This is a genomic window from Streptosporangium nanhuense (genome assembly GCF_059358815.1).
Map to the genome: position 1 here is coordinate 175,466 of NZ_JCADBG010000006.1, position 26,085 is coordinate 201,550.

Annotated in this window: 28 protein-coding genes; 15 read left to right on the forward strand and 13 right to left on the reverse strand. The window is 71.2% G+C overall.

Annotation, left to right across the window (positions count from 1 at the left end):
• Positions 1–8: 8 nt before the first annotated feature.
• Positions 9–374, forward strand: a complete 366-nt coding sequence (locus tag AC5L38_RS14320; RefSeq protein WP_495243272.1) for an STAS domain-containing protein — start codon at positions 9–11, stop codon at positions 372–374.
• A 44-nt stretch (positions 375–418) separates the two neighbouring features.
• On the opposite strand, the gene AC5L38_RS14325 is transcribed toward AC5L38_RS14320, so the two are convergent.
• The 4 genes from AC5L38_RS14325 to AC5L38_RS14340 form a co-directional block, all read right to left on the reverse strand.
• Positions 419–841 carry a type II toxin-antitoxin system VapC family toxin gene (locus AC5L38_RS14325; RefSeq protein WP_495243273.1) on the reverse strand — a complete coding sequence of 141 codons (423 nt, stop codon included), beginning with the start codon at positions 839–841 and terminating at the stop codon, positions 419–421.
• The gene (locus AC5L38_RS14330) at positions 841–1,086 is read right to left on the reverse strand and encodes a type II toxin-antitoxin system prevent-host-death family antitoxin (RefSeq protein WP_495243274.1); all 246 of its coding nucleotides are present in this window, start codon (positions 1,084–1,086) and stop codon (positions 841–843) included. Before AC5L38_RS14330 ends, AC5L38_RS14325 begins: the two co-directional genes overlap by 1 nt.
• Before the next feature lie 148 nt (positions 1,087–1,234).
• The gene (locus tag AC5L38_RS14335) at positions 1,235–1,972 is read right to left on the reverse strand and encodes a glycosyltransferase family 2 protein (RefSeq protein ID WP_495243275.1); all 738 of its coding nucleotides are present in this window, start codon (positions 1,970–1,972) and stop codon (positions 1,235–1,237) included.
• A 265-nt stretch (positions 1,973–2,237) separates the two neighbouring features.
• The gene (locus AC5L38_RS14340; protein WP_362870769.1) at positions 2,238–2,522 is read right to left on the reverse strand and encodes a hypothetical protein; all 285 of its coding nucleotides are present in this window, start codon (positions 2,520–2,522) and stop codon (positions 2,238–2,240) included.
• 341 nt (positions 2,523–2,863) lie between these two features.
• On the opposite strand from AC5L38_RS14340, the gene AC5L38_RS14345 reads away from it, so the two are divergent.
• The 9 genes from AC5L38_RS14345 to AC5L38_RS14385 all read left to right on the forward strand — a co-directional run bounded on the left by AC5L38_RS14345 (position 2,864) and on the right by AC5L38_RS14385 (position 12,185).
• Positions 2,864–4,201 (forward strand): helix-turn-helix domain-containing protein, encoded by a 1,338-nt coding sequence (locus AC5L38_RS14345; protein ID WP_495243276.1) that lies wholly within the window; start codon positions 2,864–2,866, stop codon positions 4,199–4,201.
• A complete protein-coding gene (locus AC5L38_RS14350; RefSeq protein WP_495243277.1) occupies positions 4,201–5,106 on the forward strand; it encodes a phosphotransferase enzyme family protein in 906 nt (301 codons plus the stop codon). The genes AC5L38_RS14345 and AC5L38_RS14350 overlap by 1 nt, the downstream gene beginning before the upstream one ends.
• 23 nt (positions 5,107–5,129) lie before the next feature.
• Positions 5,130–5,573 (forward strand): SRPBCC family protein, encoded by a 444-nt coding sequence (locus AC5L38_RS14355; RefSeq protein WP_495243278.1) that lies wholly within the window; start codon positions 5,130–5,132, stop codon positions 5,571–5,573.
• A 56-nt stretch (positions 5,574–5,629) separates the two neighbouring features.
• Positions 5,630–6,376 (forward strand): IclR family transcriptional regulator, encoded by a 747-nt coding sequence (locus tag AC5L38_RS14360; protein ID WP_495243279.1) that lies wholly within the window; start codon positions 5,630–5,632, stop codon positions 6,374–6,376.
• A gap of 105 nt (positions 6,377–6,481) precedes the next feature.
• Positions 6,482–7,645: a 4-hydroxybenzoate 3-monooxygenase gene (locus tag AC5L38_RS14365; RefSeq protein WP_495243280.1), complete on the forward strand. Its 1,164-nt coding sequence runs from the start codon at positions 6,482–6,484 to the stop codon at positions 7,643–7,645.
• Between the two features lie 249 nt (positions 7,646–7,894).
• Positions 7,895–8,590, forward strand: a complete 696-nt coding sequence (locus tag AC5L38_RS14370; protein WP_495243281.1) for a DUF998 domain-containing protein — start codon at positions 7,895–7,897, stop codon at positions 8,588–8,590.
• A gap of 87 nt (positions 8,591–8,677) precedes the next feature.
• Positions 8,678–9,655, forward strand: coding sequence for a phosphotriesterase family protein (locus AC5L38_RS14375; RefSeq protein ID WP_495243282.1), 978 nt, complete (start codon positions 8,678–8,680; stop codon positions 9,653–9,655).
• Between the two features lie 66 nt (positions 9,656–9,721).
• Positions 9,722–11,164: a WGR domain-containing protein gene (locus AC5L38_RS14380; protein WP_495243283.1), complete on the forward strand. Its 1,443-nt coding sequence runs from the start codon at positions 9,722–9,724 to the stop codon at positions 11,162–11,164.
• 97 nt (positions 11,165–11,261) lie between these two features.
• Complete coding sequence (locus AC5L38_RS14385) at positions 11,262–12,185, forward strand: MOSC domain-containing protein (protein WP_495243284.1); 924 nt, start codon at positions 11,262–11,264, stop codon at positions 12,183–12,185.
• Positions 12,186–12,301: 116 nt separating this feature from the next.
• Here AC5L38_RS14385 and AC5L38_RS14390 read toward each other — a convergent pair whose 3' ends face one another.
• On the reverse strand, positions 12,302–13,630 hold the full coding sequence (locus AC5L38_RS14390; RefSeq protein WP_495243285.1) for a ricin-type beta-trefoil lectin domain protein: 1,329 nt from the start codon (positions 13,628–13,630) through the stop codon (positions 12,302–12,304).
• Positions 13,631–13,678: 48 nt separating this feature from the next.
• Positions 13,679–15,091: a ricin-type beta-trefoil lectin domain protein gene (locus tag AC5L38_RS14395; RefSeq protein ID WP_495243286.1), complete on the reverse strand. Its 1,413-nt coding sequence runs from the start codon at positions 15,089–15,091 to the stop codon at positions 13,679–13,681.
• Positions 15,092–16,051: 960 nt separating this feature from the next.
• Here AC5L38_RS14395 and AC5L38_RS14400 point away from each other — a divergent pair.
• Together AC5L38_RS14400 and AC5L38_RS14405 are read left to right on the forward strand one after the other, a co-directional pair.
• Entirely contained in the window at positions 16,052–16,600 is a 549-nt protein-coding gene (locus AC5L38_RS14400) for a GNAT family N-acetyltransferase (RefSeq protein WP_495243287.1), read from the forward strand.
• A gap of 3 nt (positions 16,601–16,603) precedes the next feature.
• Positions 16,604–16,801: a hypothetical protein gene (locus tag AC5L38_RS14405; RefSeq protein WP_495243288.1), complete on the forward strand. Its 198-nt coding sequence runs from the start codon at positions 16,604–16,606 to the stop codon at positions 16,799–16,801.
• 49 nt (positions 16,802–16,850) lie between these two features.
• On the opposite strand, the gene AC5L38_RS14410 is transcribed toward AC5L38_RS14405, so the two are convergent.
• The 3 genes from AC5L38_RS14410 to AC5L38_RS14420 form a co-directional block, all read right to left on the reverse strand.
• Complete coding sequence (locus AC5L38_RS14410; protein WP_495243289.1) at positions 16,851–17,372, reverse strand: TrmH family RNA methyltransferase; 522 nt, start codon at positions 17,370–17,372, stop codon at positions 16,851–16,853.
• Positions 17,373–17,531: 159 nt separating this feature from the next.
• Positions 17,532–19,949 (reverse strand): Tex family protein, encoded by a 2,418-nt coding sequence (locus AC5L38_RS14415; RefSeq protein WP_495243290.1) that lies wholly within the window; start codon positions 19,947–19,949, stop codon positions 17,532–17,534.
• A gap of 128 nt (positions 19,950–20,077) precedes the next feature.
• A complete protein-coding gene (locus AC5L38_RS14420) occupies positions 20,078–21,844 on the reverse strand; it encodes a sialidase family protein (RefSeq protein ID WP_495243291.1) in 1,767 nt (588 codons plus the stop codon).
• Positions 21,845–22,014: 170 nt separating this feature from the next.
• Here AC5L38_RS14420 and rpmG point away from each other — a divergent pair, with 170 nt between their 5' ends.
• Complete coding sequence (gene rpmG, locus AC5L38_RS14425; RefSeq protein WP_389915603.1) at positions 22,015–22,179, forward strand: 50S ribosomal protein L33; 165 nt, start codon at positions 22,015–22,017, stop codon at positions 22,177–22,179.
• Between the two features lie 2 nt (positions 22,180–22,181).
• On the forward strand, positions 22,182–22,427 hold the full coding sequence (locus tag AC5L38_RS14430; protein WP_389915600.1) for a type B 50S ribosomal protein L31: 246 nt from the start codon (positions 22,182–22,184) through the stop codon (positions 22,425–22,427).
• 36 nt (positions 22,428–22,463) lie between these two features.
• Here AC5L38_RS14430 and AC5L38_RS14435 read toward each other — a convergent pair whose 3' ends face one another.
• The 3 genes from AC5L38_RS14435 to AC5L38_RS14445 form a co-directional block, all read right to left on the reverse strand.
• Complete coding sequence (locus AC5L38_RS14435; RefSeq protein WP_495243292.1) at positions 22,464–23,024, reverse strand: cellulose binding domain-containing protein; 561 nt, start codon at positions 23,022–23,024, stop codon at positions 22,464–22,466.
• A 122-nt stretch (positions 23,025–23,146) separates the two neighbouring features.
• Entirely contained in the window at positions 23,147–24,190 is a 1,044-nt protein-coding gene (locus tag AC5L38_RS14440) for a lytic polysaccharide monooxygenase auxiliary activity family 9 protein (protein WP_495243293.1), read from the reverse strand.
• 469 nt (positions 24,191–24,659) lie between these two features.
• Positions 24,660–25,139 carry a GNAT family N-acetyltransferase gene (locus AC5L38_RS14445; protein ID WP_495243294.1) on the reverse strand — a complete coding sequence of 160 codons (480 nt, stop codon included), beginning with the start codon at positions 25,137–25,139 and terminating at the stop codon, positions 24,660–24,662.
• A gap of 155 nt (positions 25,140–25,294) precedes the next feature.
• Here AC5L38_RS14445 and AC5L38_RS14450 point away from each other — a divergent pair, with 155 nt between their 5' ends.
• Positions 25,295–25,513 (forward strand): EF-hand domain-containing protein, encoded by a 219-nt coding sequence (locus AC5L38_RS14450; RefSeq protein WP_495243295.1) that lies wholly within the window; start codon positions 25,295–25,297, stop codon positions 25,511–25,513.
• 148 nt (positions 25,514–25,661) lie between these two features.
• Here AC5L38_RS14450 and AC5L38_RS14455 read toward each other — a convergent pair whose 3' ends face one another.
• Positions 25,662–26,030 carry an STAS domain-containing protein gene (locus tag AC5L38_RS14455; RefSeq protein WP_495243296.1) on the reverse strand — a complete coding sequence of 123 codons (369 nt, stop codon included), beginning with the start codon at positions 26,028–26,030 and terminating at the stop codon, positions 25,662–25,664.
• Positions 26,031–26,085 lie beyond the last annotated feature (55 nt).

A 26,085-nucleotide genomic window follows, 5' to 3' on the forward strand; every position in this document is an offset into this window, starting at 1 on the left:
GGTTGGTCATGTTCGTGGGAGATGAGCCGGAGTCGGTTTTTACCGCCACATCCGGACTGCACGGTACGACGCTCGTCGTACGGGCGAGTGGAGAACTTGACCACTACCACACGTCGGTGCTGCGCGCGGAGATGGACAGGGCGTGGGATTCCCTGCCCACGCCGATGCTGATCCTCGACGTGTCCGACCTGACCTTCTGCGACTCCTCCGGGATCGGTGAGCTGCTCCAGGTGCGCCACCAGGGCCTGAACAGGGGGGTCCGGGTCATCCTCACCGGCGTCCAGGGCAACCTGGCCAGACGGCTCCACCTCGCCGGCCTGATCCAGGTGTTCGAGGTGTTCCCCTCCGTGGCCGACGCCCTTGAGGTGGCCTGAGGGCCCCTGCGGGACGGCCTCGGCGTCCCGGGGACCCCGGTCAGTCAGGCTGGTGTGCCGAACGGGTTGACGACGGGCACCCCCGTGCCGGCGAAGTCCTCGAGGTTTCGGCTGACCAGGGTCCAGCCGTTCACCCTGGCCGTCGCGGCGATCAGGCCGTCCATGGTCGGGAGGGGACGTATGGCGTTCAGCCGTCCCCACTCCTCGGCGATCTCCGAGGTGACGGGGGCGATGCGGTCACCGAACTGCCGGTGAAGAGTGTGCAGCCAGCGTTCCAGGGCGGTCGCCCGCACGGGATCACTGTGTCTGTGAAGCTCGACCCCGCAGCGGATCTCGCCGACCGTCAGGCTGCTGAGATGGAGGGTGGGCCCGTGGGCCGCGGCGATCCACTCCCTGACCCCGGGGTCCCCGTTCCGCTTCCGCACCTCGGAGACCACGTTCGTGTCGAGCAGGTAGCCGATGCCCATCAGCCGAGATCGATCTCTCGGGGAAGGTCCTGGTTCCGGGGGAACTCGATGTCGTCGCCCCAGTCGGGATCGGCGAGAAGGAACCGCCCGAAGCCGGGGGCGTCGCCCCTGAGGCGACGGTATTCGGCGACGTCGACGACGACGGCCACCTCTTCTCCGTGCCGGGCGACGGGGCCCTGCCTCACCTCACGTCGTACGACCTCGCCGAGGCGTCGTCTCCCCTTCCGGGCCTGCCACTCGTCCATGACCGTCCCCCTGTCTGGTCCGTCCGGACCCGGAGCGGCTCCGGCGGGAGATCACGCGGGTGGGTCCCCGGCCGTCGCCTGACAGATGATCCTCGTCCTCCTCGCCGTCCACCGGAGGAACGTCCGCCCCTGTGGAGTTCCCGTCGGGTCAGGCGGTGGCGTGGGTGGCGTGCTCCTGGCGCAGCCGGACGCCGGTGACGCGTCCCTCGCGCTCGCGGAGGATGGTGCGGAGCACCCGCAGCCCGTCGCGGACGGCGTGCAGGTTGCTGGCGCCGTGGATGCGGCTGCGCTCGTGGCTGGGGACCTCGCGGATGACGAGGCCGGCCTGGGCGGCGCGGATGTTCATGAGGGTCTCGATCTCGAAGCCGTCGCAGTCGAGGTCGAGGGCGTCGAGGTGGCGGGCCCAGAAGGCGTTGTAGCCGTAGCACAGGTCGGTGTAGCGGGTGCCGTACAGCCGGTTGGTCATCTTGGTCAGCATCGCGTTGCCGAGCGAACGGATCGGGCTGATGTCGTCCGAGCCTCCGCCGGGGGCGCAACGGGACCCCTTGGCGAAGTCGGCGCCCTCGACCAAAGCGGTCACGAAGGCGTGGATCTCCCGGCCGTCGGTGGACCCGTCGGCGTCGATCATGACGATGATGTCACCGGTGGCGGCGGCGAACCCCTCGGTGAGAGCGTTGCCCTTTCCCCTGCGGGTCTGCCTGACGACGCGCAGTCCCGGACGCAGGGCCTTGGCCACGGCCACCGTGTCGTCGGTGGAGTTGCCGTCGACCAGGATCACCTCGTCGATCCAGGACGGCAGGGTCGCGAAGACGTGGGGGAGGTTCTCAGCCTCGTTCATGGCGGGGACGACCACGCTGACACTGAAGGCGAAAGGGGCGCTTTTCATGGTCACAAGATCTACCGAACCGCCTGCAGAACACTTGAAAGCCTCTTGCAACCCCGTATGCGACGAAGGATCGGCCTCCTGACCTCCCCTTCAAGGTGCGAGGGAGACGTCAGAAGGGGAGCGTACGACCCGAGGGGCTGCGCAGGTCGAGCGGCACCGGCTTACGGGGGGGACGCGGGCGTTGCACGACCAGGATCCTTTTCACGGTGCCGCTCCATTCTGGGCTTGATCACCGGGTGTTACCCATGCCAGGCCCAAGAATCACCTATCTCCGTATCACATGAAGAACACTGGCCACACGCTCCGCGGCCGTCGCGACGTCCTCCGCGTGGCCGATGCGCCCCGCCCAGGACAGCCAGAACCACCACTCGCCGTCCTCCTCGTGGGCGGCGAGCACGTCCTCGGTCCTGGCGGGGGCCATGGGGTTGATCACATGAAGCCGTGGATAAAGCCCTGCGGTCGACCTCAGGCGTACCTGGAAGGCGTGCGCCTCCAACTGGGCGGCCAACCGACGCAGGTGGTCGATGCCCTCGCCGCGCTCTGCCATCATCCGGATCACTCCTGGCGGACACTCGTGACTTGCCTCTCTGCAGAGTGCGGTTTCGCGGCACATGAGGCAATCGGTCCCTCCGCAATCCGCCCCGGGATCAGTGGAATAGACCGGAAAGTCGCTGATGTTCCGTGGAGAAACCGCGAATAAACGAAACGCAACGCACAGCTGCGTTTACGCTGAGGTGCGTGTTTGTTAATGTTATGTAAACAGCGACCGGGAGGGGCGCCGTGGCCCGAGGTGAACATTCACCCGCGTGCGCGCGACGGTGGCGGGAGCAAGCGGCCCCCAGGCAGTGGACCCACTGGCAGACCACGCAGGCCATTCACGGCTGCTGCGGGGTGAGTCTGCTCAAGGCACACCGCCTGGCCAGGGGATGGTCGGCCAGGCAGTCCGTGCAGGAACTGGAGGAGCTCTGTGAGCGCCAGGACCTGGGCGAGGCGCGGGCCAGCATCGACCTGCTCAACGCCTGGGAGAACAACCGGGCACGGCCGCGCCCGCAGACCATCGATCTGCTGGCCCGACTCTACCGCGCGAACGCCGTGAGGCTGGGCCTGGCCGGAGACTACTGCGAGGACGGCGAGGGCGCCAAGGTCGTGGTCGTCTCCGGGGGCGAGGCCCGCGCGCCGTACCAGACGGAGGAACGGGAACGGTCCGAGGACGACATCGAGCGGCGGGCGCTGTTCCACCACGCCCTGCTCGGCTCGGGGTCGGTGATGAGCGGCCGGCTGCTGGCCGAGGTCGAACGGACCCGCCAGGACCTGGACCGCACGCTCGCCGTCGCCACCGTCTCCGAGGAGCAGCTCGACCGGCTCGACGAGCAGGTGCTGCGCTACCGGCGCGAGTACATCAGCAGCGCGCCGGTGCCGATGCTCTACCGGCTCATGCTGGAGCTGTCGGACGTCCGGACGCTCTCGCTGGCCCGCCAGCCCGCGATGGCCCAGCGCCGCCTGCTCAACGCCACCGTCATGCTGGCGCTGCTGTCGGCCGACGCGCTGATGAAGCTCGGCGACACCCGCCAGGCCCACGCCTGGTACGGCACCGCGCGCAACGCCTCCGACGACATGGGCGACGTGCGGCTGCGCGCCCTCGTCCGGGCGCAGCAGGCGATGCTCCCCTACTACTACGGCGACCTGGCCGAGACCGTGCGCCTGGCCCGCGAGGCCAGGATGCTCGCGGGCAGCGCGCCCAGTTCCCCCGCGGCGCTCGGCGCGGCGGCGGAGGCGCGGGCGCTGGCCCGGATGGGCGAGCACAAGGCCGCCAGGGTCGCGCTGGCCGAGGCCGAGCGGATCTTCGCCAGGATGCCCCCCGAGGGCCACGACCACCTGGCGTTCCGCTTCTCCGAGCGGCGGCTGCAGTTCTACCGGATCGGCACCCTGATCGAGCTGGGCGAGGACGTCGACTGGAACCCCGGGCCCGCCGGGCCCTCGATGCCGTACGCCATCGACCCGGTCCTGCTGCTGCTCGACCAGGCCGCGCACCTGGTCCGCGACGGCAAGATCGACGACGCCTGCCACCTGGCGGAGAAGGCACTGCTCCAGGTCCCGCCGGAGCACCGCACCTCCATCGTGCTCAACCGCGCGCGGGCGCTGCTGTCGGAGGTGCCGCAGACCAGGCACAGGGCGGCGGCGGTGCGACGTCTGAACGACCTGGTCACCGGCGCGGCACCGGTCAGCTGATGAACGCGCTCGCCGAGGAGGCGTTCACCGTCCTGCGGGAGGTCTGCGAGGACCTCGGCATCGACCACAGGGATGCGGAGCTGCTGCGGGTGCGCAGCAACGCCGTCTTCAAGCTGCGCAGCGAGATCGTGGTCAGGATCGCCACCGCTCCCAACGCGCTGACCCGTCTGCCGCTGGTCCTGGCGGTGGCGCGCTGGCTCGCCGAGCAGGGGTTCCCCGCGGTGCGCCCGGCCGACGAGATCTCCGAGCAGCCCGTGGTGCACGAGGGCAGGGTCGTCACCTTCTGGCACTACGTCCCGGCGAGCGGCCGTCCCACCACCACGGAGCTGGGCGAGATCCTGCGCAGCCTGCACCTGCTGCCGGTGCCGCCGGTGGCGTTGCGGCGTTTCGTCGACCCGTTGTGCGAGGTACGCCGCGCCGTGGACCGCTCCGAGGAGCTCACCCCCTGCCAGCGGGCCTGGCTGCGCGACCGCATCGCGGAGCTGACGGAGCGCTGGTCGGACCTCGGCATGGACGACTCCCCGGTGCTGCTGCACGGCGACGCGTGGATCGACAACCTGCTGCGCTGCACGGACGGGCACGTGGTGCTCTGCGACTGGGACGGCGTCGCGGTCGGCCCCCGCGAGTGGGACCTGGTCCACACCTACCACGGCCAGCGGCGCTTCGGCCTGACCGCCGCCGACGTGGACGCCTTCGCCGACGCGTACGGCAGCGACCTGCGTTCCTGGCCGGGATACTCCACCCTCATGGAGGTCAGGGACGTCTACGCGGTGGGCATCCACATCCGCAACGCCGCCGCCGACCCGTTCTCCCGGCGCGAGCTTCCCCGCAGGCTGGATTCCCTCACCCGAGGTGAGCAACATGCCCGCTGGTACATGGCGGAACCCGTTACTGTCTCCCAGTAAAGATCTTCAAACGGGGGCATGGTATGCCAAAGGTCACACTGCGTAACACCTTCCACGTCCGCAACACCCCGGAGGCGCTGCACGCCCATCTGAGCCAGCCGCAGAGCTACGTGGGGCTCTCCCCGATGGTGGTCGCGGTCAAGAACGTCGAGCGGGGCGAGTCCGAGACCCGCTACACCTCGGTGGAGCGGTTCAGGTTCCTCGGCCTCGTCAAGTACGACAACATGATCAAGGTGACGCTGCGGAGCACGCCGCGGACCGTCGAGGGCGAGGTCGACAGCCCCGGCGGGGTGCGCCTGGACTACCGGTTCACCCTCAACGAGAAGGACGGGGGCACCGAGGTCGAGGACATCCTCGTGGTGCACGCCTGGGCCAGGCCGCTGCTCGGCTACGCCGCGAAGAAGGCCCGCGCGGTGCAGCTCGCCCGCGCCGGGGTGCTGGCCGCCCGCCTGGAGTCCGCTCCCTAGGTTCCCCGTCGCGGTCGTCGTCGCGGCGGCGGTGGCCCGCGCCTAAGGTGGGGCGCGTGAGAGCGCCCACGGTCACCGGGAAGGTCATGGCCATCCTCGGCGCGTTCCTGCCGGGGGACGTGCGGCTGACGCTCACCGAGATCTGCCGCCGGGCCGAGCTGCCGCCCGCCACCGGCCACCGGCTGGTCAGGGAGCTGGTGGAGGGCGGGTTCATGGAGCGGCTCCCCGACGGCTCCTACCGGGTCGGGATGCTCCTGTGGCAGATCGGCGCCCAGGCCGCGGAGCCGAGGGAGCTGCGCGAGCTCGCCCTGCCGTACATGGAGGACCTCTACGTCGCCACCCGCGCGAACGTGCAGCTCGCGGTGCTCCGCGACGACCGGGCGCTGTACGTCGAGCGGCTGCGCGGGCCGACCTCCGTGCCGGTCGTCTCGCGCGTGGCGGGAGAGCTGCCGCTGCACGCGACCGGGGTCGGCAAGGTCCTGCTGGCCTTCGCGGACGCGGAGACGGTGGAGCGGGTGCTCGCCCGGGAGCTCACCCCGCACGCGCCGAACACGGTGGTGGACCCGGCGCGGCTCCGTACCGAGCTGGAGGAGGTGCGCAGGACCGGGGTCGCCCGCACGCAGGAGGAGATGTCGGTGGGCACCATCTCGGTCGCGGCGCCGGTACGGGGGGCGGGCGGCCGGGTGGTGGCGGCGCTGTCGCTGGTGACCTGGCGGCACACCGCCGATTCGCGACGGCTGGCACCGGCGGTGCTGTCCGCGGCGGCGGCCCTCTCCCGGGACCTCGCCGCCGCTCCCCGCTGAGCGCTCCCGGCCGTCTCGCGCCGCTTTCCGCCTCCGCCGGGCGGAGGTTTCCGCTGAGCGGAAGGGTGCGCCGTACGGGGGCGGACGGTACGGAATGCTCGGTGCATGCGAACTCAGGTCGGGATCGTCGGCGCGGGACCCGCCGGGCTGCTCCTCTCCCATCTGCTCCACCTGCGGGGCATCGACTCGGTGGTCCTGGAGGCGCGGAGCAGGGAGTACGTCGAGCAGCGCGTGCGGGCCGGGGTGCTGGAGCAGGGCACCGTGGACGTGCTCAACGAGGCGGGCGTCGGCGACCGGATGCGCGCGGAGGGGCTGCCGCACCACGGCATCGAGCTGCGCTACGGCGGGGCGGGGCACCGCGTCGCCTTCGAGAGGCTGGTCCCCGGGCGGGCCATCACCGTCTACGGCCAGCAGGAGGTCGTCAGGGACCTCATCGCCCGGCGGCTGGCCGACGGAGGGAAGATCCTCTTCGACGTCCCCGACGTCGCGCTGCACTCGCTGGAGAAGGACCCCTACCTCACCTTCCAGGGCGAGCGCCTCGACTGCGACGTCATCGCCGGGTGCGACGGCTTCCACGGCGTCTCGCGGCCGTCGATCCCCGAGGGTGTCCTGTCGGTCTTCCAGCGCGACTACCCGTTCGCCTGGCTCGGCATCCTCGCGCGGGTTCCGCCGTCGTCGGAGGAGCTGATCTACTCCCACAGCGACCGGGGCTTCGCGCTGCACAGCATGCGCTCCCCGGAGATCAGCCGCTTCTACCTCCAGGTCCCGCCGGACGCCTCGCTCGACGACTGGCCGGACGAGCGGATCTGGGCCGAGTTGCGGGCCCGCCTGGAGACGGTCCCGGGGTTCGCGCTGGCCGATGGGCCGATCATCTCCAGGGACCTGTCGGCGATGCGCTCGTTCGTCGCCGAGCCCATGCGGCACGGCAACCTCTACCTCGCCGGGGACGCCGCCCACATCGTGCCGCCCACCGGCGCCAAGGGGCTCAACCTGGCCGTCGCGGACGTCCGGCTGCTGACCGCGGCCCTGGCGGAGTTCTACGCGACGGGCTCCACCGGGCTGCTGGACACCTACTCCGCCAGCTGCCTCAAGCGCGTCTGGCGCGCCCAGCACTTCTCCTGGTGGATGACCACGCTGCTGCACACCTTCGACGAGGACGACCCCTACGGGCGGCGCCTGCAGACCTCCCACCTCGACTACGTCACCTCCTCCGAGGCCGCGGCGACCACCCTCGCGGAGAACTACGTCGGCCTGCCCTTCGACTTCTGAGCCCACCGGCCCGCCCGTGACCTCCCGCGGCCCGGTCCCGCGCCGGCCCGCGGACCTCACCCCGAGGGGTGGAACCCTGATGGGGAGCGCCCTACCATCAGGGGCTTTTGTGCAGCTCATGGGGATATAGCGGGGAGTGTCCCCGGAGGGTGGGCACCACTCCGTCCCGGGGGCCATCCGGGATCGTTCAGGGGTGGCCGGGGGCTGTCTCCGATACTCCGTGATCTTGATCGTCGCCATCGTTGAGGCATGGGAAGCCAGGCGCTCACACGGCACACGATGATCCTCGGCGGCTACGCGGCGATCGGCGCGGGGGCCGTCGCGATGCTCGGACTGCACGTGGTCACCGGTCTCGATCCGGTGCACACCGTGATCAGCGAGTACGCGTTCGAGGCGGACGGCTGGCTGCTGCCCCTGTCGCTCACGCTCTTCTCCGTCGCGGCGACGATCATCGGGACCGTGCTGGCCCGCCGGGGAGAGGACCGCGCGGTGGCCCTGCTGGTCGGGATCTGGGGCCTGTGCATGCTGCTGATCGGCGCCTTCCCGACCGACGAGCCCGGCGTGCCGCTGTCGATGTCCGGTGGCATCCACAGGTACGCGGCGTTCGTGGCCTTCCTGACGATGCCGATCGCCGGGCTGCTCCTGGCCAGGCGGTACGCGAACAGCCCGTACGCCCGCCCGGTCCGGCTGCTCAGCCTGGCCGCCCTGGGGGTGCTGGTCCTGGTGGTCCTCCCGTACGTGGTGCGGATGTTCGGCGTGGACCTGACCAACGACGACATCCCCGCCGGGGTGATCCAGCGGCTGGTGGTGGGCTTCGAGGTGGCGGTGCTGGCCATGCTGGGACTGGTGGCCGGCGCCAGGCGCGGCCGTGTACCCGGCGGCCGCCCGCGCGTGACCGTTCCCGCCGGGGCGTCCCCGCGCGGGCCGCTCCGCGTGGCTGGTTGACGGTCCCGGTGGCCCGGCCTACCTTCGCAGGAAGCGACCGCTCGGTACGTCACCGCCGTCAGGTCGGACCAGCCCCGGAGGACGCGCATGCCGGTCGTGAACACCGTCAGAGGACCCGTCGACGTCGCTGACCTGGGCCAGACCCTCATGCACGAGCACGTCTTCGTCCTGTCTCCCGAGCACCTCGACAGCTACGGCAGGGGCGCGTGGTGGGACGAGGAGCACCGGGTGGCCGACGCCGTCACCAAGCTCAGGGCGGTGGCGGCCATGGGGGTGAGGACCATCGTCGACCCGACCGTGTGGGGGCTGGGCCGCTACATCCCGCGCGTGCGGCGGGTGGCCGACCAGGTGCCGGAGCTGAACATAATCGTCGCCTCCGGGATCTACTCCTTCGACGAGATCCCGCACCAGTACGAGTACCGGGGCCCCGGCCTGATGATGGACGTGCCCGAGCCGATGGTCGAGGACTTCTCCCGCGACATCGTCGAGGGCATCGCCGACACCGGGGTGAAGGCCGCGTTCCTGAAGTGCGTGGTCGAGAGCAAGGGGCTCACCCCCGGCGTCGAGCGGATCTGCCGGGCGGTCGCGCAGACCCACCTGCGGACCGGCGCGCCGATCACGGTGCACACCAACCCCTCCACCGGGAGCGGGCTGCTCGTCCTGGACCTGTTCGTCAAGGAGGGGGTCGACCCGGCCAAGGTCGTGCTCGGGCACTCGGGCGACTCCAACGACCTCGACCACCTGATGCGGCTGGCCGACACCGGCGCGACGCTCGGCATGGACCGCTTCGGGCTGGACGCCTACAACCCCACGGCGTCGCGGATCTCCACCGTCGTCGCGCTCTGCGAGCGTGGCTACGCCGACCGGATGGTGCTCAGCCACGACAGCGCGTGCTTCATGGACTACTTCGGCGACGCCTGGGACGAGGGCATACCGCTGGCCGCGCCGAACTGGCACTTCGGCCACATCCACGAGGACGTGCTCCCGGCCCTGCGGGCGGCCGGGGTGAGCGACGCGCAGGTGGACCAGATGCTGATCGACAATCCTCGCCGCTACTTTTCCTGACTTTTCGTTATTTGTCGTACGGCTGCCCTACGCTCCCGGAAAGTCGATCGATCGAGAAGGTGGGGCATGGCCGCGCGGAGCACTTACCTGGAACTGTCCGAGGACGGCGGGAGCTCGCACAAGTTCTATGAGGTCGTGGTCGACGGGACCGAGGTGACGATCAGGTACGGCCGCATCGGCGAGACGGGCCAGGCCAAGGCGTCGGCTTTCGCGAGCGAGGCGAAGGCCGAGGCGGCCGCCGCGAAGAAGATCAACGAGAAGGTCCGCAGGGGGTACGCCCCCGCCGTCCAGGGGGTGCGCCAGCGCCGCGCGGTCACCCGGCGCAGCGTGGAGAGCAGCCGCTCCACCGCCACCCAGGCGCCGGTGCTGTGGCGCTTCGCCAGCGGCGCGGCGGCGTTCGGCATCTTCGTCGACTCCGAGCGCTGCTGGGTCGGCAACCAGCGCGGCGACGTCTACACCGTCACCCACGGCGGCACCGTCACCGGCCGCTTCAAGCTGCCCGACGGGGTCAAGTGCATCGTCGGCGACGACTTCTGGATCTACGCGGGCGCCGACGACGGCAAGGTCTACGACCTCGGCGGCAAGGTCCCCAGGGTCGCCTACGAGATCGCCGAGGACGTCGACATCTACTGGCTGGACATCCACGACGGCGTGCTGGGCGTGTCCGACCGGGCCGGGCGGATCACCACCATCGACCACGAGGACGAGTTCCAGTGGGCGCGCAAGGGCAGGGGCGACTCGGCCTGGATGGTCCGCTGCGACGACGAGGCCGTCTACCACGGGCACTCCACCGGGGTGGCCCGCTACGACGCCGCCGACGGGACGCCGGTCTGGGAGACGCCGCTCACCGGCGCGGTGCTGTTCGGCTGGCAGGAGGCCGACTCGGTCTACGCCGGAACCTCGCGCTCGGCCGTGCACCGCCTGCGCAAGTCGGACGGCGCCTCCCAGGCGGTCTACCGCTGCGACGCCACGGTCTTCTCCTGCGCCACCGCCCCCGGCGGCCGCTACGTCTTCGCCGGTGACAACCACTCCTCGATCTACTGCTTCGACCAGAGCGGCGAGCGCCTGTGGAAGCTGGCCACCGGCTGCGGCTCCGCCTTCTCCATGCAGTATCTCGACGACCGCCTCTACATCGTGACCACCGACGGCACCCTGGCCTGCATCGACGCCACCGAGCAGGCGATCAGGGCGGCCCAGGAGGGCACCGTTCCCGAGGTGGTCGACGTCAAGGCGTCCGCCGGGCTGGCGGTGGTGGAGCCCACCACCGCGCTGGAGACCGTGGTGCTCGACACCGTCCCCGACACCGGCGACGGCGTGGTGGTGGAGTGCTTCCGCGAGGGCGAGCGGCTCCGGGTGCGGGTGGTCAGCGAGGGCTACGACGTGCGGCGCAACGTGCAGTTCCCCAAGGGCGTGCGCGAGGCCGGGGCCCGCTACCTCGTCGAGGGCGTCCGCTTCTCCGAGCGGGGCGGTTTCTACCGCGCGTACGGCGACATCAGGCGCCTGCTCTGATCGCCCGCCGGGCGGCCACCGGCGAAAGTGACGAGATTTTGTCAGATGCTGTCGCTTCCTGACCTCTCTCCCGCGTGGATGTCCTAGCGTCCGATACATGGTGCACGACTACCGCGGCGCGGCCTCGGCGAGGGCGGGGGAGAACCCCGCAGGTGAAGGCGCGCCGCGCGAGGGATTCGCGCGGCAGGGCCCGGCGCGCGGCGGCGAGGGCGGCGAGGGCGGCGGGGAGGGCGCGGTCGCCGTCGTCGCGGAACTGAACGTTTTTCCGCTCAAAAGCGCGGGCGGCACCCCCCTCGCCGGTGCCGAGCTGACGGAGACCGGGCTGCGGCACGACCGGGAGTTCATGCTGGTCCGGCCCGACCTGCGGCACCTGTCACAGCGTGAGCTGCCCCGGCTGGCGACACTGCGGCCCGCGTACGACGGCGTGAAGCTCGTCGTGGGCGCGCCCGGGGCGGTGACGCCCCTGGTCCACGAGCCGGTGGACGGGCCCGCGCTGGAGGTGACCGTGCACGGGAAACCCTGCCGGGGCGTGGACCAGGGGGATGAGGCCGCCGCGTGGTTCTCCGGTCTTCTCGGGGCGCCCTGTCGGCTGGTCCGCTTCACCGGCACCAGGCCCACCTCGCGGGGCGGCGGCACGCTGGCGTTCGCCGACGCCCACCCGCTCTCCGTGCTGTCACGCGAGTCCCTCGACGACCTGAACCGGCGGGTGAAGGACGGCCCGCTGCCGATGAACCGGTTCCGGCCCAACATCGTGCTGGAGGGCCTCGGCCCCTACGGCGAGGACGCGCTGTCCACGCTGCGGATCGGCTCCGCCGAGATCGAGCTCGTCAAGCCCTGCGGGCGCTGCGTCATCGTCAACGTCGACCAGGACTCCGCGCGCAAGAACGGCGAACCCCTGCGGGTGCTGGCCGGCTACCGCACACAGGTCTTCGACGGCGATCGCGGCGTCATGTTCGGCCGGCTCGGCGTCCCGCGCGCCCTCGGCGCGATCGCGGTCGGTGACACGGTCACCGTGTCGTGAGCGGGGGACGGGAGAGACCCGTCGGTGACGGAGGACGGGAAGGGCCCGTCGCGGGCCGGAACCGGGGGTGAGGGTTCCGGCCCGCGACGGGCCGCGTGAGGTGGAGGCGGGCCGGGTCAGGCCGGGGCGTTCCACTTCTGGTTGGCGGTGCCGGTGCACTCCCAGATCTGCAGGCGGGTGCCGTTGGCGCTGGCCTGGCCGGTGGCGTCCAGGCACTTGTTGGCGGCCGGGTTCACGAGATCCCGGGCCGAGGAGTTGTAGGCCCACCGCTGGGCGGCGGTGCCGTTGCAGTCGTAGAGCTGGATCTGCGCTCCGTTGGCGGTGGAGGCGGCGGTGACGTCCAGGCACTTGCCCAGGGCGCGCACGGTGCCGTCGGTGCCCAGGGTCCACTGCTGGGCGGCGGTGCCGTTGCAGTCGTACAGCTGGACGGGGGTGCCGTTGGCGCTGCTGGCCGCGGCGACGTCGACGCACTTGCCGCCGATACCGGTGATCTGTCCCGTACGGCCGCCGCCGCCGGTGGGCGGGGCGTACACGCGGACGTAGTCGACGGTGAGCTGCTGCGGGAAGGTGGTCGAGGCGTCGGGCGAGCCGGGCCAGTTACCGCCGACGGCGAGGTTGAGGATCATGAAGAACGGGTGGTCGTAGACCCAGGGGTTGCCCCGCGTGTCGGCGGGGGTCTTCCTGGAGTACTGGACGCCGTCGACGTACCAGGTCACCGCGCCGGGCTCCCAGTCGACGGCGAAGGTGTGGAAGGCGTCGGCGAAGGCCTGGCCCGCGGGGAGGTTGTAGCTGCCGCTCAGCGGGTTGGCCCCGAAGTAGCCGGGGCCGTGGAGGCTGCCGAGCACCTGTCCGGGGACGGTGCCGACGTTCTCCATGATGTCGATCTCGCCGTTGGACGGCCAGGGAGCCCCCCCGGTGCCCAGCATCCAGAACGCGGGCCACATGCCCTTGCCCCGGGGGAGCTTCATCCGCGCCTCGAAGCGGCCGTAGGCGCGGGTGAACGTCGCGGCGGTGGTCAGCTTGCCCGAGGTGTACTCGCACGAGCCGTACCAGCAGCCGTATCCGGCGGGGTTGCCCTTGCGCGCGGTGATGACCAGGTTGCCCGCGCCGTCGTGGGCGATGTTTCCGTTGCCGTCCGTGTAGTACTGCCGCTCGTTGTTCCCCCAGCCGCCGCCACCGACGTCCCGGCGCCACTTGGTGGTGTCGGGGCCGGTGCCGGAGGCGGCGTTGAACTCGTCCGACCACACGAGGGGGCCGGGCGCGGGGGCCGCCAGAGCCGCCTGGGCGGTGGACCGCGCGGCGCCTGCCGGAGTGGGGACGAGCGCGGCGGAGCCGAGGGCGAGGAGCGTCGCGGCCAGCAGGCCGCCGATCCGGGCGAGTCGCCTCCGTGGGCGGCTCCGCGAGTGACGTGTGCCGGGAAGGGCCGCCGGGCTGGTGGAGATCATCGGCTGTTCCTTTCGAGCCGGTGTCCGCTGGAAGGGGGTGTCACGCTCTTAGAAGCCGGCCGTGATGCGGGTGAACTCCCAGTTGGGCTGGGAGATGCCGCTGCATTCGGAGCCCGCGTCGCCGCCGGGGCAGGGACGGTCGCGGTTGACCGCCCAGTAGGCGAAGCGGGTCAGGCCCTTGGACTTGGCCCAGTCACGGATCTGGGTCCAGGCCTGCGTGGTGGTCAGCTCGCCCTGGTCGGACAGGCCGTTCATGCCGGAGATGCCCATCCGGGCGTACGCCTGCGCGTCGGTCCAGCCGTTGGCGGCCTTGAGCGCGTTCTTCAGTCCCTCGGAGGAGCTGACGGTCGCGTTGTAGATGTTCGAGGCGCCGAAGTTGAACGGCATGATCGTGTAGTTGTCGATCGGCACGGCCAGGGCCTTGGCCTGGTTGATCAGGCGGACACCGGTCGAGCTCGGGCCGTTGATCCCGGTACCGATGGTGACGGCGATCTTGACGTTCGGGTTGTTCTGCTTGACGATCTTCAGGCCGTTGAGGATGCGGTCCTGGACGGTGAAGTTCTCGAACTCGTCGTTGTTCTCGATGTCGAAGTCGACGACCGCGGGACCGACCGCGTTGATGACCTGCTGCACCGCGCCGGCGAAGGCGGCCGGGGTGGAGCAGTTCGGGCCGAGCTTGTTGCCCGACCAGCCGCCGAAGGAGACCTGCACGCTGCCGCCCGCGGCCTTGATCTGGTTGATCGCGGCCTGGTCGGTGCCGCCGGTCAGCGGCCTGGAGCCGTCCCAGCGCGGGGTGCAGCCGCCGCCGGACAGGATGAACGCCATGGTGAAGGACCTGATACCGGTGGTGCTCATGATCGTCGCCGGGCTCGGCGGGTTGCCCCAGCCCATGTAGAGGTACGGGGCCGCGGCCATCTTGCCGGCCGGCGGGGGGTCGGTGGGCGGGTTGCCGCCGTCGCTCGGGGCGTTCCACTTCTGGTTGGCGGTGCCGGTGCAGGTCCAGATCTGCAGGCGGGTGCCGTTGGCGCTGGACTGGCCGGTGGCGTCCAGGCACTTGTTGGCGGCCGGGTTCACCAGGTCGTTCGCGGCGCTGTAGGCCCACTGCTGCGCGGCGGTGCCGTTGCAGTCGTAGAGCTGGATCTGCGCTCCGTTGGCGGTGGAGGCGGCGGTGACGTCCAGGCACTTGCCCAGGGCGCGCACGGTGCCGTCGGTGCCCAGGGTCCACTGCTGGGCGGCGGTGCCGTTGCAGTCGTACAGCTGGACGGGGGTGCCGTTGGCGCTGCTGGCCGCGGCGACGTCGACGCACTTGCCGCCGATGCCGGTGATCTGCCCGGTGGCGGCGGCGGCCGGGGAGGCGGTCGTCACGCCGGCGAGGGCGAGGACGACGACGGTGAACATCCCGCCGAGGGTGGTGGGGAGCTGCATACGACGGCGCCGGCGGGGCGACTGTCGGGTGTCCATGCGCGGACTTCCTTCCGTCTTTGGGAGGTGGCGCACGGGTGCCGTCACGCCCCGGGCGGGGGCGCGGCACGCGCGTGACGCCACGACCCGTGTCAGGGGGTGACGTGCGGGTGGTGCCGAACGCGGCGAGCGTCCTTCCACGAGCGGCCGCGCGGTGGCCCGGGAACGGGCCCGCCACACGGCGGCACGCGCTGCTCGGCGCGTCCCGGGCCCTGCCGCGACGGATACGGCAGGGAGAACCGGGGGTCGTCACGGGCGGCGGGCGGCCAGTGCGCCCGCTGCCCGTGACGGGGTGGGTCAGGGTGATGAGGCGAACGCGGTCATCGCGCCCGCCGCCATCCGGCGTAGGGGGAGCGAGTCATGGGGGGTCCCTTCACGGCAAGGTCTCGCTTGCCCGGGACCTTAGGCCAGCCTTCGTTCTCAAGTCAATGCAAGAAGTAAAAAAAGTCTCCGGCCGTCCAGGGTCGTGCTCGCGCGAAACGCCGTGGACCTGAGGTGAAAAGGAAAGTTTACTTACGGTGGAAGCCCTGAAGGGAACGGTCCATGATGCGGTCCTGTCAGGACCTGCTGTCAGGATTTTCCGGCGAGGAATTCTCCTGGTCCGCGGCGAGGAATCCGCGGGCCGATGGCGGGGATCCGGGCCGGAGGCCGGGGAGGCCCGTGAGGCCCGGTGCGACGGTGGACCGGCTGTCGGTCGACGGTGGGCCGGCGGTTGGGCCGGCTGCCGACCGGCGGTTGGGCCGGCTGTGCGCCGGCGGTGAGCCGGTGGTGGCATCGTGCCGTCCGTGCCGCGCGTGTGGTTTTCGGGTGTGTGGTTCCACGCCCCGTGGCAGGATGCGTCGAGATCATCCGTGGTGTGGCGTTATTCGTTGTCCTTCCCGACTTTTCGTATGGTGTGATGTCCGGGAGGTGGCGAGCCCTCTTGCGCGTCGCCCGGCGATCGACAGTGGGGTTTCGCTCATGCTTCGCGGAGACAGGGTTCTGCTCAGGGCCATCACCAAGGAGGACGCGGTCTCGCTCCACCGGTTGAACGAGGAGGTGGAGACGGCGGCCGGGGCCACGACGACGCCCTGGCTTCCCGAGACGGTCGAACAGGTGGTCGCCTACTACGACGGGCGCAAGCCCGACCCGGCCAACGTCGCCTTCGCCGTCCAGGCCATCTCCTCCGGGGATCTGCTCGGGTCCTGCATCGTCTGGGGGATCGACACCCTCAACCGCAACGGGCACCTGGGCATCTCGCTGCTCCCCGAGGCGCGCGGCCACGGTTACGCCCCCGACGCGCTCAGGCTGCTGTGCGACTACGCCTTCCGCATCCGCGGCCTGAACCGGCTGGGCCTGGAGACGCTGGTCACCAACAGCGCGATGATCGCCGCCGCCGAGAAGACCGGCTTCCGGCGCGAGGGCACGCTCCGCGCCCACGCCTGGGTGGCCGGCTCCTTCGTCGACGAGGCGCTGTTCGGCCTCCTCGCCTCCGAGTTCCACGACCCGCGCACCACGAAGGAGCTGTGAGCGATGAGGACCTGGCTTCCGGTCGGTCTCGGCGTCCTGCTCGTCCTGGCGGGCGGCCTCTGGGCGCTCCAGGGCCTCGGCTACGTGGGCGGCAGCTCCATGAGCGGCGCGCGGGAGTGGTTCTGGATCGGCCTGGCCACCGTCGCCGTCGGCCTCGTCCTGGCCGGTTCCGCCCTCCGCCGGGGCCGCCGCCCCCGGTAGGTCGTTCCCGCCCCCGGGACACGGCGGGGGCCTCGTACGCGTGACCGGATCAGGTGAACCCGGCCAGCTTGTAGAGGACCAGCGAACCGGCGACGGCCACGTTGAGGCTGGCTCCCGTGCCGATCATCGGGATCTCCACCGCGGTCTGCAGCAGGTCGAGCGCCTCCGGCGGGATGCCGTCACGCTCGTGGCCGAGGACGGCGACCGTGGGGCGGCGGGCCATGGGCAGGTCCGCGAGGCGGACGGCCTCCTCCGCCAGCTCCACGCCGAGGATGTGGTGCCCGGTGGAGCGCCGGTCGGCGAGCCAGGTCAGCGGGTCGCGCACCCAGTGCACGCAGGCCGGTCGGCGCAGGGTGTTGCCCCGGTCCAGGGCCTCGGGGACCCAGGACAGGCGGGGTACGGCCATGCACGCGCCGACCGCGTCACAGGTGCGCAGCAGGGTGCCGAGGTTGAGCCCGTGCAGGGGCCACAGCGGGGCGACGTACAGGTGGCCGAGGCATCGGGACGGTCGCGGGCGACGGGTCGCCCGCAGGTCCTCGCGGGTGCGGACCCGGATCGCGGGGCCGCTCACGCCCGCTCGCGGAAGACCTCCGCGCGGGTGGCAGGAATCATGGTGGTGAACGCTTCAGCGGTGCGTCCGGACCATCGACGGGGGTTGTCTCGCCCCCAGGGTAACGGCACGGCCACCGCCACGTGAAGGCGGTGGCCGCACCGGTCGCGGGGCGGGTGTTCAGCGTTTGCCGCCGGAGCCGTCGAGCCCGGCGCGGCGCAGCGCGTCGGCCATCGCGCCGCTCGGCGCGTTGCGCTGCCGGTCGCCGCCGCCCTGGCGCTGCCGGTCGCCGCGCCCCTGGCCGCCACCTTGCCCGCCCTGCCCGCCGCGTCCCTGCCCGCCGCCCTGTCCGCCGCCCTGGCCACCACCGCGCCTGCCGCCGCCGTCGCCCTGCCGCTGGCCGCCGCCGCCCTGCTGGTCGCGCGATCCGCGGGGCCCCGAGGGCTTGACGTCGTCCTCCAGGCGGAGGGTGAGCGAGATGCGCTTGCGCGGGATGTCGACGTCGAGCACCTTCACCCGGACGATGTCGCCGGGCTTGACCACCTCGCGCGGGTCCTTGACGAAGTTGTGCGACAGCGCCGACACGTGGACCAGGCCGTCCTGGTGCACGCCGACGTCGACGAACGCGCCGAAGGCGGCGACGTTGGTGACCACGCCCTCCAGCAGCATGCCGGGCGTGAGGTCGGAGAGCTTCTCCACGCCCTCCTTGAAGGTGGCGGTCTTGAAGGCGGGACGCGGGTCGCGACCCGGCTTCTCCAGCTCGGAGAGGATGTCGGTGACGGTCGGCAGGCCGAAGGTGTCGTCCACGAACTCCTGCGGGCGCAGCGCACGCAGCGCCGTGCCGTTGCCGATCAGGGACGCGAGGTCGCCGCCGGTGCTCTTCAGGATGCGCCGCACCACCGGGTACGACTCCGGGTGCACGCTGGAGGTGTCGAGCGGGTCGTCGCCGTCGCGGATGCGCAGGAAGCCCGCGCACTGCTCGAAGGCCTTCGGGCCGAGCCTGGGCACCTCCTTCAGCGCCTTGCGGGAGCGGAACGGGCCGTTGGCGTCGCGGTGCTGGACGATGTTCTCCGCGAGCCCGGAGCCGATGCCGGAGACCCGGGTGAGCAGCGGCGCCGAGGCGGTGTTGACGTCGACGCCGACCGCGTTCACGCAGTCTTCCACCACGGCGTCGAGCGAGCGGGAGAGCTTGGTCTCGGCGAGGTCGTGCTGGTACTGGCCGACGCCGATCGACTTGGGATCGATCTTGACCAGCTCGGCCAGCGGGTCCTGCAGCCGCCTGGCGATCGACACGGCGCCGCGCAGCGACACGTCCATGCCGGGCAGCTCCTGCGAGGCGAACGCGGAGGCGGAGTAGACCGACGCCCCTGCCTCGGACACCACGATCTTGGTCAGCCCGGGGACCAGCTTCACCAGCTCGCCCGCGAGCTTGTCGGTCTCGCGCGAGGCGGTGCCGTTGCCGATCGAGACGAGCTCCACGTCGTACTTCCTGGCCAGCGCTGCGAGGGTGGCCAGCGACTGGTCCCACTGGCGGCGCGGCTCGTGGGGATAGATGGTGTCGGTGGCCAGCACCTTGCCGGTCGCGTCGACCACCGCGACCTTCACCCCGGTGCGCAGCCCGGGGTCCAGCCCCATGGTCGCGCGGCTCCCGGCGGGCGCGGCGAGCAGCAGGTCGCGCAGGTTCGCGGCGAACACGCGCACGGCCTCCTCCTCGGCGGCCTGCCACATGCGCATCCGCAGGTCGATGCCGAGGTGGACGAGGACGCGGGTGCGCCAGGCCCAGCGGACCGTGTCGGCCAGCCACGCGTCGGCGGGCCGCCCCTGGTCGGAGATGCCGAAGTGGTGCGCGATGCGGCCCTCGTAGGTGCCGGTGGGCTCCGGCTCGGGCTCCAGGGTGAGGGTGAGGACCTCCTCCTTCTCGCCGCGGAACATCGCCAGGATCCGGTGGGAGGGCAGCTTGGTGAACGGCTCGGCGAAGTCGAAGTAGTCGGAGAACTTGGCGCCCCCCTCCTCCTTGCCCTCGCGGACCGCCGCGACCAGGCGGCCCTTCGTCCACATCCGCTCGCGCAGCTCGCCGACCAGGTCGGCGTCCTCGCCGAACCGCTCGACCAGGATCGCGCGGGCGCCCTCCAGCGCGGCGGCCGCGTCGGCCACCCCCTCGCCGACGAACGCCTCCGCCGCGGCACGCGGATCGACCGACGGGTCGGCCAGCAGGCCGTCGGCGAGCGGTTCGAGCCCCGCCTCCCTGGCGATCTGCGCCTTGGTCCGCCGCTTGGGTTTGTACGGGAGGTAGATGTCCTCCAGTCGGGCCTTGGAGTCGGCCGCCAGGATCTGCGCCCGCAGTGCGTCGTCGAGCTTGCCCTGGCCCTGGATCGACTCCAGGATCGCGGTGCGTCGCTCCTCCAGCTCCCGCAGGTAGCGCAGCCGCTCCTCCAGCGTGCGCAGCTGCGTGTCGTCGAGCATCTCGGTGGCTTCCTTGCGGTAGCGGGCGATGAACGGCACGGTGGCCCCGCCGTCGAGCAGGTCCACCGCCGCACTCACCTGTCGTTCGCGCACACCCAGCTCTTCGGCGATCCGCTGATGAATAGACGTGGTCACGATCTCTCTTCCTCTGTGATGACGGTCTCCAAGCTACCGCCTCACCCCCTTGGAGGGCCGGAGAGCCGGAGGGACGAATCACACGAGAGCCGGAAAAGGGGCACGTGGCCGTACCGGGAGGGGGACGGTCAGGGCAGCACCTCAAGGGTGGGGGTGAGCCGGGTCCACTCGACGGTCGCCCCGGCCGCGTTGCCGCCGGGGGTGCCGGTCACCCAGTGGGTGAGCTGCGGGCTCTCCCTGCTGTCCTGGACGACCCAGGTCGCCCCGGTGTCGGCGCCGTCCCTGAACAGGCGGGCCGTCCCCGCGCTGTCCACGCGTACCCGCCAGGTCGCCGTCCGTCCGGCCGCGTCCAGCGAGTGGACCTTCTCCCAGACGGCGGACCCCTTGCGCATCGTCCAGACCCCGCCGCGCTGCACGGTCAGCATGAGCCGCCTGGCGCCGTTGGCCACCTTCACGCCGAGACAGACACCGTTGCCGGTACGCGGGTCGAGCGCGCTGTCGTCGTCCACCCGGCCGCGGAACTCCAGGGTGAAGTCGCACCCCTTGGCAGGGTCGAGGGGGAAGGACGCCCGGCACGCCGCGGTGCCGGTGCTCCTGAGCCGCAGCCCGCCCCCGGTGCCCCCGGCGCCCTCGGAGCCACTGACGACCCGCGCGCCGCCGCCCAGCGTCCAGCCCGCCGCGTTCGCGTCGGTGGTCCAGTCGGCCGCGGCGAGGGGCGCGCCGGAGACGGGCCGGGTGATGTCGAGCCTGGCGACCTTGATGTTGGTCTGGTTGTGCTCCCAGACGACGAAGAACCGGCCGGGCTCGTACTCGTCGGCGCTGGGGTAGACGTCCCATCCCCGGGCCGCGCCCTTCGTCAGCCGGGGGCCGTCGGCGAAGAGCCGCGCCGGCTCCCACGGCTCGCCGGGCCGCCTGACCTTGTAGTGGAGCACCTCGCGGTACTGGTCGGGCTTGCTCGCCGAGGAGCCGGTGAACGGCCCGGCGAGCGTGTTGAAGATGGCCAGGTGGCGGCCCGCCGAGTCGCGCGTGAAGAACGTCTTGACGTAGTAGTTGGGCAGGTTCGCGTCCAGCCTCAGCGGCGACCACGTCAGCCCGCCGTCGGTGCTGGTCGCCGTGGCGCTGTGGGCGGCGCCGGTGCGGTAGCGGGCGTCGCGCGCCTCCGCCGAGGTGCCGCTCCGCAGGTCCAGGGCGCGGGTCACCATCACGAGCGTGCCGGGGTCGTCCTGGGAGGGCGCGATCTGCGGCTCCTCGATCGCCACCCCCGGCGGGTTCTCCGCGAGCGCGCCGGAGGTCCAGTTCACCAGGTCGGCCGAGCGCAGCACGCCCGCCCTGTTCGTGCCGCCCGCGTGCCGCCAGTACGGCACCAGCCACACGCCGCCGTGCCGCAGCGGCCTGCCCGCGACGACCACGCCCCTGCCGTTGTCCGGCACGTCGACGGTGACGGCGAAGGCGGTCCACGTACGGCCGCCGTCGGTGCTCCTCCTGACGACCAGCGAGGTGGGGAAGCCGTCGACGTCGCCCTCCCGGTCGCGGTCGCGCTCGACCGAGATCAGGCCGAGCAGCGCGTACAGCGTGCCCGCGTCGTTGAGGAAGATCACGTAGTGGTAGCGGGTCGTGGCGGTGGCGGCGGCCAGGGTTCCCGTCGTCCAGGTCAGGCCGCCGTCCTGCGAGCGGGCGTACAGGATGGAGCCCTGGTCGGTCGGCGCCGGGTCGCGCGCGTCCCGGACCCCGGCCCGCCAGGCGACCACCAGCCGCCGCCGGTCCAGGGCGACGATGTCGGGAACCCGGTTGCCCTCGTGGGCGAGCTCCCCGTCGGGACTCCTGTCGACCGTGCCGTACACGGTGACGGGAGGGCTGACGTCCGATCCGACGATCTCGGTTTCCGGCCAGGGCATGGATCACAGCGAACAGGGGGCGGATGGACGGGAGGTTACCGGGGGGTGAAACCCGCCCGGCCGTCGTCCTCCTCGGTCCCACCCGGCGGGGGTTCCTGGGCGGGAATGTCTGGCGAATGAAAACCGTTATCACCGGCATCGTGCGATCCCCGACCCGAGAGGAGCCGACCGTGGCCAGGAACGAGGTGCGCTCAGTGATCAGGCTGAGGTCCACCGCGGGCACCGGTTTCACCTACGTGACCCGCAAGAACCGGCGTAACGACCCCGACCGGCTCACCCTCGCCAAGTACGACCCGATCATCCGCCGTCACGTCTCTTTCCGAGAGGACAGATAGTCATGAAGAAGGACATCCACCCCGACTACCACCCGGTCGTCTTCCGCGACCCGAGTGCCGGGTTCGCCTTCCTGACCCGTTCGACCGTCACCAGCCGCAAGACCGTCGAGTGGGAGGACGGCAACGTCTACCCGCTGGTCGACGTCGACGTCTCCTCGGCGAGCCACCCCTTCTACACCGGGCGCAGCCGGGTCGTCGACACGGCGGGGCGCGTCGAGCGCTTCAAGCAGCGCTACGGGAAGGGCTGACGCCGCCCGGCCCGGCCCCGGCCGGGCCGGTTCCCTCTAGCCGCAGGTGATCTCGGTGAAGGCCGGGGGAGTGGCGGCGGCTCCCACGAACCCGATGTCGGAGACGGTCGCCCCCGGCGGCAGCGACGGCTTCTCCGGGGGGGCGTGGAGCATCGCGACGGGGCCGCTCTGCATGTGGGTGCCGTTCCAGGACTGCCTGAAGGTCGCCTCAAGGGGCTGCATCCACTGGATGTACCAGCCGTGCAGCGGCTTGCCGGTGGTGTTGGTGATCGTCGCGGTGCCCCGGTAGCCACCCGGCCACGACTCGACCAGGGTGACCGTCGCCCGGCACCTCTTGGAGGCCGGCAGAGGGCTCGAATGGGCGGTCGCGCCGGTGGGCGGGGAGGGCGACGGCGCCGGGGTGTCCTCGCGGGCGGGCGGGGGCGCCGGGGACGCGGGGACCGCCGGGGACGCGTGGTGGGCGGGCGAGGAGGACGGGTGCGCGGCCGCGTGCCCGCCCTCCGTCGTGCGTCCGGCGCAGGCCACCACGATCAGGGCCGCCGCCGCCCCGAGCGAGGCGAGGCCCAGCAGTGGCGCGATCTTCGTGGTGGGTGGCACGGGACTCCCTTCCGCCCTTCACGAGGGCGCGCCGGTGATGGGCGGGACGGAGACGGGCGAGATGGAGCTAGGCGCGGGACGGTCCCCGCCGGGTGTGCGGTACCGGCGGGGACCGTCTCCCGCTAGGGGCTGGTACAGGTGACGGACGGGGAACCGCTGGTGCCCGTGCCGGTGAATCCGAAGGTGGTCGAGGCGCCGCCCGCTATCGTGCGGTTCCATTCGGCGGGCTTGGCCGTGACGGTGGACCCGGACGTGGTGTGCGTGGCGCTCCACAGGCTGTTCACCGCGCTGCCGCTGTTGAGCGTCCAGCTCGCCGTCCAGCCGTTGAAGGCGGCCGTGCCCGTGTTCCTCACGGTCACCTCGGCCTGGAAGCCGCCCGACCAGGTGCTGATGGTCCGGTAGGAGGCGGCGCACGCGCCGGTTCCGGGCGTCGGCGTCACTCCGGGCGTCGGAGTCACGGTCGGGGTGGGCGTGGGGGTGGGGGTCGGCGTGGGGTCGGTGCCTCCCCGGCCGACGCCGGTCACCTGGCCGTTGCCGCCGTCGAAGACGACGTCGGAGCAGTTGTAGAACGTCTCCGCGCTGTCGGAGCGCTTCCACACCGAGTAGATGATGTGACGGCCCGACTTGCCCGACGGGAGCCTGGCGTTCCAGTAGTAGTTGGCGTCGTTGGTGCCCGGCGAGCCGACGCTCTGCGGGTGGTCGGCCGTGTGGAAGGGCTCGCTCTCCAGGTCGTCCCAGGTCAGCGCCCGGTTGGGGTTCCAGCCGTCCTTGGTGATGTAGAGGTAGAACCAGCCGGGGTGCGCGGCCCACTTGTTGTACTTGAACTGGATGGTCGCGCCCGAGGTCAGGTGCGTCACCGGCCAGTTGGCGCTCGGCAGGTCGTACCCGCTGTAGCCGGGGTTGCCGCCGCTGCAGGCCTGGCCGTCGGGGATGAACCCGCGCGTCCGACCGGCCCCGTCGGACCGCAGCAGGCTGAACCAGTTGTACAGCGAGTTGGCCCCGCTCTGGGCCACCGCCGCCGAGCACGCCTGGTTGATGGGCACGATGTTCCCCTGCGGGGAGAGGCCGTCCTGCCAACAGAAGAAGGTCCGGCTACCGGGGGTCATCATGGCGCCGTGCGCCGAGGCCGGCAGGGGAACGAGGACGACGGCAAGAAGCGCGGTCATGAACGTGACCACACCGGCGACGGCCATATTTCGCCATTTACGCACAGAAATACCATCCCTTTCGAGGGGTGACGAGTCGCTGATCAATGGCGGTGAGGCGCTCACGCGAGACGGACTCTAGGTCGCCGGCTCCGGGGTGTAAACGGAGTGCCTTTACCGCGACGTGTCAACGGCTCGTCGTACCAGCTCAGGGAGGGGGTACGACGGTTTTGCGAGATGAAAGGTTCACGGCCGGAGTGTGTCCTCCGTGAGGTTTTCCCGGGCGGGCTTCCCGGGAGGGGGAGAACGCCGCACGGCGGAACGGAAGACCGGCCGGAAGGATTTCCGGCCGGTCTTCGCCGTGGAGGCGGGCCCGGGACGAGATCCTTCTCCCGGCACGGTCGCCGCGCTCCCACGACGGTTACCGCGTGCTTCTGGCGACGGTTACCGCGTGCTCCTCGCGGCGGTTACCGCGCGCTCCCCGGGATGGTCAGCGCGTGTTTCCCACGGCGACCTTCTCCAGCGCGGGGCCGGAGAGGCGGTACCTGTCCCACTCGCCGATCTGTTCCGCGCCGATCGCCCGGTAGAAGTCGATGGCCGGGGTGTTCCAGTCGAGCACCGACCACTCGAAGCGGCCGTAGCCGCGCTCCACGCAGATGCCCGCCAGCGTGGCGAGCAGCTTCTTGCCGTACCCGCCGCCCCGGTGGTCGGGGTGGACGAAGAGGTCCTCGAGGTAGATCCCGTGGGTGCCGAGCCAGGTCGAGTAGGAGACGAACCAGATCGCGAACCCGGCGACCTCCTCCCCGTCGACGGCGATGTGGCAGAACACGCTGGGGGAGGGGCCGAAGAGCGTCTCGTGGAGCATGCCGGGGGTGTTCACGACCTCGTCCAGCGCCTTCTCGTACTCCGCGAGGCCGCGGATCATGTCGATGATCGCCGGGACGTCGTCCGGCGTTGCGGGGCGAATCATGCTCGAAGTCTAGGCGCGGGCCGGGGCGGGCCTGGTTCGAAAAAAGGACTTTTAGTGATAAAAGGTGTTATATGGGGCCGCTTGGCTGGATGGGGGGTTCCTCCCGTAAGTTGTCTGCTGATCGAAGTGCGGGTCGTTGAGAGAGGTGGGGCAGCATGTCGACAGAGCCCAACGGGGATCGGCTGGCGGAGCTCAGGCAGGCGTTCGCGGCCATCGACACCGATGGCGACGGGTTCATCACGGAGCGGGAGTTCGGAGAGCACTTCCCCGCCCTGCCCGCCGAGGCCATCGGGTCGCTGAACCAGAGCGGCGACTCCGACGGCGACGGCCGGTTCTCGTTCGAGGAGTTCGTCCGCCTGGTCTCCCGCGACTGATCCGCCCCCGCCCCCGCTCCCGGAACCGGCCCTCTCGCCCGCCGGAACAGGCGATTCCTTCCGGGAGCGGGTGCCGGACGGTGCGGAGACGTTCCACGACCGCTCGGACGTCGTCTTCGACGGCGAGGGGGCGGGCGATCGGGTGGGATCAGTGCGAGACGGGGACGACCCTGTCGGAGACCTCGCGCAGTGACTCCTCGATGGTGGAGTCGATGGGAAACGCCTCTCGCAGCCTGGTCAGGTCGAGCAGGCGGCTGAGGAATCCGTGCACGCCGACGAGGCGCAGCCAGCCTTTCCGTTCGTAGGCGCGCCGCAGGCTCGTCAGCAGCACCCAGATGCCCGTGGAGTCGCAGAATCCCAGCCCCGTCGTGTCGACGACCAGGCAGATGTGGCCACGTCTCATGAAATCCGCGAGCCTCTCCTCGAGCAGGGGTGCCGAGGACTTGTCCAGATCGCCGATCAGAGTCACCACGGAGAATTGCGGACGCGCGTCCACGGTGACGGAAAGTCGAGTCATATCGCCCCGCTGTCTACGGCAGTTGGAGACAGCGCCCTGTCGGGAGCCGTACGAA

Coding starts and splice junctions, on each gene's coding strand:
- AC5L38_RS14320 (WP_495243272.1), top strand. CDS start 9: ATGTTCGTGGGAGATGAGCCGGAGTCGGTTTTTACCGCCACATCCGGA.
- AC5L38_RS14325 (WP_495243273.1), bottom strand. CDS start 841: ATGGGCATCGGCTACCTGCTCGACACGAACGTGGTCTCCGAGGTGCGG.
- AC5L38_RS14330 (WP_495243274.1), bottom strand. CDS start 1,086: ATGGACGAGTGGCAGGCCCGGAAGGGGAGACGACGCCTCGGCGAGGTC.
- AC5L38_RS14335 (WP_495243275.1), bottom strand. CDS start 1,972: ATGAAAAGCGCCCCTTTCGCCTTCAGTGTCAGCGTGGTCGTCCCCGCC.
- AC5L38_RS14340 (WP_362870769.1), bottom strand. CDS start 2,522: ATGATGGCAGAGCGCGGCGAGGGCATCGACCACCTGCGTCGGTTGGCC.
- AC5L38_RS14350 (WP_495243277.1), top strand. CDS start 4,201: ATGAACGCGCTCGCCGAGGAGGCGTTCACCGTCCTGCGGGAGGTCTGC.
- AC5L38_RS14355 (WP_495243278.1), top strand. CDS start 5,130: ATGCCAAAGGTCACACTGCGTAACACCTTCCACGTCCGCAACACCCCG.
- AC5L38_RS14365 (WP_495243280.1), top strand. CDS start 6,482: ATGCGAACTCAGGTCGGGATCGTCGGCGCGGGACCCGCCGGGCTGCTC.
- AC5L38_RS14370 (WP_495243281.1), top strand. CDS start 7,895: ATGGGAAGCCAGGCGCTCACACGGCACACGATGATCCTCGGCGGCTAC.
- AC5L38_RS14375 (WP_495243282.1), top strand. CDS start 8,678: ATGCCGGTCGTGAACACCGTCAGAGGACCCGTCGACGTCGCTGACCTG.
- AC5L38_RS14380 (WP_495243283.1), top strand. CDS start 9,722: ATGGCCGCGCGGAGCACTTACCTGGAACTGTCCGAGGACGGCGGGAGC.
- AC5L38_RS14385 (WP_495243284.1), top strand. CDS start 11,262: ATGGTGCACGACTACCGCGGCGCGGCCTCGGCGAGGGCGGGGGAGAAC.
- AC5L38_RS14390 (WP_495243285.1), bottom strand. CDS start 13,630: ATGATCTCCACCAGCCCGGCGGCCCTTCCCGGCACACGTCACTCGCGG.
- AC5L38_RS14395 (WP_495243286.1), bottom strand. CDS start 15,091: ATGGACACCCGACAGTCGCCCCGCCGGCGCCGTCGTATGCAGCTCCCC.
- AC5L38_RS14400 (WP_495243287.1), top strand. CDS start 16,052: ATGCTTCGCGGAGACAGGGTTCTGCTCAGGGCCATCACCAAGGAGGAC.
- AC5L38_RS14405 (WP_495243288.1), top strand. CDS start 16,604: ATGAGGACCTGGCTTCCGGTCGGTCTCGGCGTCCTGCTCGTCCTGGCG.
- AC5L38_RS14420 (WP_495243291.1), bottom strand. CDS start 21,844: ATGCCCTGGCCGGAAACCGAGATCGTCGGATCGGACGTCAGCCCTCCC.
- AC5L38_RS14430 (WP_389915600.1), top strand. CDS start 22,182: ATGAAGAAGGACATCCACCCCGACTACCACCCGGTCGTCTTCCGCGAC.
- AC5L38_RS14440 (WP_495243293.1), bottom strand. CDS start 24,190: ATGACCGCGCTTCTTGCCGTCGTCCTCGTTCCCCTGCCGGCCTCGGCG.
- AC5L38_RS14445 (WP_495243294.1), bottom strand. CDS start 25,139: ATGATTCGCCCCGCAACGCCGGACGACGTCCCGGCGATCATCGACATG.
- AC5L38_RS14450 (WP_495243295.1), top strand. CDS start 25,295: ATGTCGACAGAGCCCAACGGGGATCGGCTGGCGGAGCTCAGGCAGGCG.
- AC5L38_RS14455 (WP_495243296.1), bottom strand. CDS start 26,030: ATGACTCGACTTTCCGTCACCGTGGACGCGCGTCCGCAATTCTCCGTG.